Here is a 441-nt window from a genome sequence, read left to right as displayed (position 1 = left end):
GAGCCAATCGCCATGTAAGTTTTCCCTAAGTACTCTGTAAAGGTTGCTAATACTATCGCGTATATCAACAAGATATGCGAACTGCATGCAAGCCCCAACTTGTAATTTACTCTCTGAATGCTAGCCTAACTAAGTTATTAGCCATGTAAAGGCGTTCAATAGAAGGAGTTTTACATGAGTGCAACCAATGGTTCACGTTGGCGTTCTGCGCTATTAATGCCCGTATTTCTTCCAGCCATAGCCGTTATTTTGCTGCTCGTTGTTGGAACCCTCGCAAACCCTAAACTCGCGGGCGAACTTTTCTCCACTGCATTAGCGCACATTACCGAAGATTTCGGCTGGTTTTACATGCTAGCTGTGGCGCTTTTCTTGATGTTTATCGTGGTAATTGCCCTTTCCAAATGGGGCCGCATTAAGCTTGGGCCCGATCATGCAGATCCC

At 45.6% G+C, this 441-nt stretch carries 1 protein-coding gene; it reads left to right on the top strand.

Annotation, left to right across the window (positions count from 1 at the left end; genetic code table 11):
- Positions 1 to 174: 174 nt before the first annotated feature.
- The coding region (locus tag VT06_RS17370) for a BCCT family transporter (RefSeq protein ID WP_046555590.1) at positions 175 to 441 on the top strand (267 nt) is incomplete at its 3' end.

The sequence above is a fragment of the Arsukibacterium sp. MJ3 genome (genome assembly GCF_000987765.1).
In the GTDB taxonomy this organism is placed as follows: Bacteria; Pseudomonadota; Gammaproteobacteria; order Enterobacterales; family Alteromonadaceae; genus Alishewanella.
This window is presented reverse-complemented; position numbering and strand designations above follow the sequence as displayed.